Source organism: Exiguobacterium sp. HSB13 (assembly GCF_056764755.1).
Map to the genome: position 1 here is coordinate 1 of NZ_JBUZOM010000008.1, position 6046 is coordinate 6046.

5 protein-coding genes are annotated in these 6046 nt (G+C 41.8%); 2 read left to right on the forward strand and 3 right to left on the reverse strand.

What is annotated here, in order from left to right; all coding sequences use genetic code 11:
- Positions 1–524: 524 nt before the first annotated feature.
- Together ACZGCQ_RS16645 and ACZGCQ_RS16650 are read right to left on the reverse strand one after the other, a co-directional pair.
- Positions 525–1310 carry a TdeIII family type II restriction endonuclease gene (locus ACZGCQ_RS16645; RefSeq protein ID WP_481266866.1) on the reverse strand — a complete coding sequence of 262 codons (786 nt, stop codon included), beginning with the start codon at positions 1308–1310 and terminating at the stop codon, positions 525–527.
- A 61-nt stretch (positions 1311–1371) separates the two neighbouring features.
- Positions 1372–2478 carry a DNA cytosine methyltransferase gene (locus ACZGCQ_RS16650; RefSeq protein ID WP_481266867.1) on the reverse strand — a complete coding sequence of 369 codons (1107 nt, stop codon included), beginning with the start codon at positions 2476–2478 and terminating at the stop codon, positions 1372–1374.
- A gap of 294 nt (positions 2479–2772) precedes the next feature.
- On the opposite strand from ACZGCQ_RS16650, the gene ACZGCQ_RS16655 reads away from it, so the two are divergent.
- Together ACZGCQ_RS16655 and ACZGCQ_RS16660 are read left to right on the forward strand one after the other, a co-directional pair.
- Complete coding sequence (locus ACZGCQ_RS16655; protein WP_481266868.1) at positions 2773–3102, forward strand: MobC family plasmid mobilization relaxosome protein; 330 nt, start codon at positions 2773–2775, stop codon at positions 3100–3102.
- Positions 3069–4433: a relaxase/mobilization nuclease domain-containing protein gene (locus ACZGCQ_RS16660; protein ID WP_481266869.1), complete on the forward strand. Its 1365-nt coding sequence runs from the start codon at positions 3069–3071 to the stop codon at positions 4431–4433. Before ACZGCQ_RS16655 ends, ACZGCQ_RS16660 begins: the two co-directional genes overlap by 34 nt.
- Positions 4434–4965: 532 nt before the next feature.
- Here the strand turns inward: ACZGCQ_RS16660 and ACZGCQ_RS16665 are convergent.
- Positions 4966–5202, reverse strand: coding sequence for a hypothetical protein (locus tag ACZGCQ_RS16665; protein WP_481266870.1), 237 nt, complete (start codon positions 5200–5202; stop codon positions 4966–4968).
- Between the last annotated feature and the right edge of the window lie 844 nt (positions 5203–6046).

A 6046-nucleotide genomic window follows, 5' to 3' on the forward strand; every position in this document is an offset into this window, starting at 1 on the left:
CTTAGGCTATGTACAGGGCTCTCCGTCCTTCCCCTGCTAACGTCGCATCACCTACTGGAACTGCGGTGATGACCGATCCATTCTACTGCGTCGGCTGGATGAACCTACTCGTTTAAAGAGCGAGTGCAGACCTCTTTTTTATGTAAGACCAAAACAAAAAGGACATCATTCGATAGCAGGTTTCGTAAAACTCGCTACTGAACGATGTCCTTTTTCTGTACTAAAGCCTTGAATGTTCGAGGTTTCCTTAGTATGATAAGTTCATCTTAGTTGAAGTCACGGCCATGTGTCTTCAACGATCAATAGCTAGTGCTTGAACACTCGCTATTCAAAAGCGTCACTTCGTTGATCATCTACTCGTTTGGCGACAAGTAGGTGGGAGAAGTGGCGTTTTTTGTTGTTCCGTTCGTATTTGGTTACTGATTATTGTACGCTTACATCTTTTTTCTGACAATATCAAAATAGTCATTAATTAAAAAAAGATGATAATATGCTCCTAAATCAAATTTTTACGTGATATTTTTTTATAAGTTAAAATATTCACGACGAATACGTTCTGAATAATAATCACCTAAATCTTCAAATATGTTTAAAAGCTCTGTGTAAGTATTATCGTCATCTCCAACCTTGTTCCAAAATTCAGCACCAATTAGGACTGATGGATCGTTGTCCATATTAAAAATACGATACGGTACAGCATGCCTTGCTAGTCTATAATTTTCTCCTTCACCAGCAGGGTTAAACGGAAGTACAAAATACGTTTCTACATCTGCAACAGAAGAAACAAGAAGCATATCTCTTTTAGCACGTTCCAATTGGTCTAAATTTGGCTTAACAGTTTTTAACCCATAAAATTCTTCAACTCCATTAGCTCTTCGAATATACAGATCAAACTTTACAGATATGTCTGTATAATTCTCATTCTGTAATCTCCGCACTTCATTAAGCTCATTTATCCAGTTAGGTCTTCTGCCCGCCCCACGATGCTCTCTAAGAATATTTTCTATTTGTTCAACTTTCCAAGTATTGATATGTACCCTGACATCATGCTGGTTGCTAGCGTAGGCTCCGGTTCCTTCGGCAATTATTTGAGCAATCTGTTCAAATATCCCTTGTCCTAATATTGTTACGAAAGACCTTTCAAATCTAGAACCTTTCCAAACTTCCTCTGGAACTAATCTTGCTCCAAATGGATTGATTGTTCTAAGAAGATCACCATCAAATGGCTCATCGTATACTCTGCGTTGAATAAGCCGATCCATTATAGGACTGATGTGATTAATGATTCTGTCTCTTGTTTGTTGATTCATAATTATCCCCCTTGAATTTTATGGAAATAATTATCTCACAACAGCAAAAAAAAGACTTTAGTTATTTCACTAAAGTCTTTTCGTTTATTTTATTCAAAATCGCTTTCCCTATTACTTCTGCCAGTTTAACGGGAACTGCATTACCGATTTGAACATATTGTTTAGCTAATGTGCCGTTAACAAAATATCCATCAGGAAAAGTCTGTACAGCCAAATACTCTTGAATACTTAAAGGACGATGTTCGTAAGGATGACCTAATACTGTACTTTTTTGTACTGGTGATGTCAGTACAGTTGGCGAAGGGGCATGAGCATAAATCCTTCTATAAAAACCAACTCGTCCTCCTGTGCTATTAAAAGCACCTCCCATTGCTTCTTCAATGAGTTCTTCAGGGAGATGTCTCCAATAACCTCCACCTTCCGGTACCAATCTCATAAATCGAAGTCGATCTTCGGAATAGTTAGCGTGACTGTGTTGAACATTTTCTAAAGTGTCCATAACTTCTTTAAAAGAAACCCATTTTTTTTGTTCACCCTTAGGTTCTTTAAAATGAGTAGGCTCAGGAAATTCAAATTTCTTTTCTAAATCTTTTCTGAAACCAATGAAAAAAACTCTCTCTCTCGTTTGAGGAACACCGTAATCAGCAGCATTCACTAATTTATAGACCACATCATAATCTGTAAATTTACTCAAAATGTGCTTTAAGGCTGTACCTTTTTTTTCATCATCTTCAAGATCCGGAAAACCGTCACCGCGCTCTGCGTGAGGACGATTTCTCAAAGGTGCTGAAAGCAACCCTTTTACATTTTCCAACAAGAATGCTTTAGGTTTTACTTCTGATATTAATTCTGCGAATTTCAACATCGCCTTACCGCCTGCCGAACCAAAAGCCAAACGATTACCTGCGGTTGAAAATGATTGGCACGGACTTCCTCCAAAAATCAAATCTATTTCTTCTGAAGTTTTTAAGCCTGCATCTAAAAGCAATTTTTCTTTTGAATAATTCATTATGTCGCCTTGCTTAACATTAAGATTCGGGAAATTTGTTTTCAACGTTTGGCAATAAAGATCCTCTAACTCGACAGCGAGTTTTATATCAAACCCAGCATTTTTCAAACCCATATCTAAACCACCTGCTCCTGCAAAGAAAGAAACAGCATTATTCATATATTACACCTCGCAAAAATTCTTTGAATACAATGCAGTATAGCACCTATTTCCCTATCGGTCCATACCTGATTTCAAGCAAATTTCATTTGGATTTTTCGCCTAAATAACTTTTAGATTGAAAAAAGGGGATCGGGGAAATTTCCCCGACAAGCTGTATTTGCGCTACGAAGTGGCTAGCAAATACGAAGCTTGCCAACCCCTCTATGCATAGAATATGATGGACGAGTAAAAGGATTTTACTCGTCCATCTTTCGAGGCATAATTCGTACATATTCAGAGGGGGCGGTTGTTATGAAGGCGAACCGAAAAGAGAACCGACAGGTCAATTTTCGAGTGAGTGAATCCGAATTTGATAAGCTTTCTGAGATAGCAGAAAGCTTTCAAATGAGTGTGCCAGCTTATGTCAAAAAGCAGGCACAAGGATCGAGAATGCGGCCACCGAAGATTGATCGAGAGGGTGCATTTGAGATTGCTCGTCAATTGCGTGCGATTGGGAACAACGTAAATCAGATGACCAAACATGCAAATGAGGGCAAATCAGTACCGAAAGAAGAACTGGAAAACATACAGAAGGAGTTGAATCAGATATGGCAACAATTCAACTCGGCAATACAAAAGTAGCCAACAAACTCATTTCCTACGCTGAGAAACGGGCAGAAGAACGATCAGGAGTCGATTGTCCACCGGAGTATGCCAAGTCTCAGATGAAGGCGACGAGAGAATTATGGGGCAAACCGGACGGAATTCAAGCCCACCATGTCATTCAGTCCTTTAAGCCGGGGGAAGTGACAGCCAAACAAGCGAACGAGATTGGGCAAGAACTCGCTCGAGCCATCTCCAAAGGGCATGAAGCCGTCATTTACACCCATACGGACAAAGAACATATTCATAACCACATCATCATCAATGCCGTGAATTTCGAGAGTGGCAGCAAGTATCAGTCCTCGAAGAAAGATCTTCATCGGATTCGGGAAGAGAGCGATCGACTCTGTCTCGAACAAGGATTGTCGGTCATCCTCAAGCGAGAAGCGCCCGTGCGCTATACATTGGCGGAGAAAGCCCTTCTCGAGAAGGGCAAGTCTTCCTGGAAGGACGACATCCGGACGAAGATTGAGGAAGCAAAAGACGAAACAGCAAGCTATGAAGCGTTCAAAAGCTATCTATCAGAGAAATACAGCATCGAGGTCCGAGAACGGGGCAAAACGACGACCTATTATGATCATGCGAACAATAAACGGGTACGAGACAACAAATTAGGGTCTGATTACGAGAGGGAGGTCATCAAAGATGGGTTTGAAAAGTCAATTGGATACGAAGAATCGCGACATGGTGAAGTCGGAAGAAGCATCGGAATACCGAACGGGGAACGAACAGGATCAGGAAACCCTTCAGACACCCTCGCCTTTAATCGAGAACGAGCAGGAGCTGTTGATGCGTCTGAGAGCCGTCGAGGGCTATCTGTCGACCGTCCTGCAGGAGGTCGTTCAAAAGGAGATGACGTTCCAACAGGAAATCGAGAATCTCGTTCAGATCAGCAAGAGCACGGAAGAACTGATGGCTTTGACTATGAAGAATTCGACCGAAAGCTTGAACAATCGAAGCAAAGCGCTCGAAAATCATACCAGCAAAACAAACGAACAACTTCAGGCATTGCTCGGGACGTACTCGAAACAACTCAGTCAGAACCAGCAAACTCTTCACGAGCAGCTGAAGAACATTCAGAGTACACACCTCGAGCAACTGAACATGAGCCACAAACTAATCAAAGACCAACTCGAACAGGTCGGCGACCTAGTGAACAGCAACATCCTCGCCCAACAGAGCCGACTCGAGAAGATGCTCGAGAACAACACGCAGAAGATCGAGACGGAAATGAACAACATCAAGAGCAAACACGATCAGCAACTAAACGACATCTCAACAAGTCTCACGAACAAGATTTCGAACGTTAAGTGGAAAATTTTTAAAACGGAATGGCTCGATGCAGCAAAACAAGGACTAATGACTGCAGTATTCCTTGTTCCAATCTATCTTCTATTTCGTTTTGTAGCTTCGCTAGCTAATATCAATTTACCGTAAATAAAAAGTGCCACAGAAAAATTCCGTGGCACTTTTTATTTACGGTAAACCCTGAACAGAAGTGAAGTTTTGGTTCGACATAGGTACGACCATGAAAAGAAGACTTTAACCGAACAACGATTGTACATTAAGTATAGAAAGCACATTCAAAAAAATAAAAAGGGGTCGATTAAATTTGAAAAAAAAGAACAGAAAAGAAAAACAGAAAAAAAGTACAGGTCAGATTGTAGAGATAGCAGCAAATGCTCTAAAAGGCATTTTTTACGGTATAAAAACCTTCCTCTTGTTCTGACGAACATCAAAAAAGTTTGTGAAAAGGGGCGATTCCGCCCCTTTTTTTCCTGTTTGGCTCTGCAGCACGCGTAACGTTGCGAGGAATTGTCATTTCACGCAAACTTAGTTCTTTTAAAAAATTGTTGAAGAAAAGATACGTTCATGCAGTTCAGCCGCTTCAGGATTTTTTTCGCTCCACTCTTTCCATGATAATCTCCACTCTTGCAATGATGGTGTAGATAATGTCGGCATATCAAATGCCAATTCCATTTTTCCCTTTAACTCTTCAAGCTTCACATCGCGAGCAATCGTCCGTTCCATCTTCATTATTTCATCATACATTGCTTGATGTTCTTCAAACTTGTTCATAGAAAATCCCTCCATTGCTTTTTTATTCTTCGATCATTACACATTCATTCTATCATTAGCTTTTCATCAACTTCTTTACCTTCTTCGCCCGATGGATTATCTAAAGAATTTCGCTTTTCGTGAACTACCGCACTCCGTTTTCGGCGTTTACGCCTTCACTTCGTTTGCTGGCGTACTGCGTCACATTGAATGGACTCGCTTCGCTCCCTCCTTCAACGCTCCTCGCACGACATGTTCTCCAGTCGTTGATCTTCATCTTTCCGGTATTTTCTATTCCTTTTTTTTATTAAAAAGACTTGTAGAACCCGAAAAGCGAGAACATACTGCGGTAGGAAGGCGAGGAAAACGGCTGTTTGGGCAGACTAACCCCTTGAAAATAAAAGGATTAAATCTGCCCAACGTTTCTGCGTCCAGTGTAGGACGAGGTATCCGTATGCCCAGGCGTTCCAAGACTGCAGGGGAATCACACCCCCACAATATGACTCGTTGCGCTTCATCGCGCACACAAGGCGTTTCCACGCCCTACCTTGCTGCCTTTCGGCGACTCGTCATATAATCCACTCTGAAGTGACCAAAAGCTACCTCAGGTCGTGTCACAGCAATCATACAGCCGCCTACTAGGAAATTCCCCACCGTTTGTCGTGGGACTGCCTACGGTCTCGTACCATATGACCCTGTTTGAACCTTCTCAACGATCTTTACCGTATCCCGTCGGGACTTAGGCTATGTACAGGGCTCTCCGTCCTTCCCCTGCTAACGTCGCATCACCTACTGGAACTGCGGTGATGACCGATCCATTCTACTGCGTCGGCTGGATGAACCTACTCGTTTAAAGAGCGAGTGC

Excerpts from the sequence above, each read along its gene's own strand:
- ACZGCQ_RS16645 (WP_481266866.1), bottom strand. The coding sequence starts at position 1,310 with ATGAATCAACAAACAAGAGACAGAATCATTAATCACATCAGTCCTATA.
- ACZGCQ_RS16650 (WP_481266867.1), bottom strand. The coding sequence starts at position 2,478 with ATGAATAATGCTGTTTCTTTCTTTGCAGGAGCAGGTGGTTTAGATATG.
- ACZGCQ_RS16655 (WP_481266868.1), top strand. The coding sequence starts at position 2,773 with ATGAAGGCGAACCGAAAAGAGAACCGACAGGTCAATTTTCGAGTGAGT.
- ACZGCQ_RS16660 (WP_481266869.1), top strand. The coding sequence starts at position 3,069 with ATGGCAACAATTCAACTCGGCAATACAAAAGTAGCCAACAAACTCATT.
- ACZGCQ_RS16665 (WP_481266870.1), bottom strand. The coding sequence starts at position 5,202 with ATGAACAAGTTTGAAGAACATCAAGCAATGTATGATGAAATAATGAAG.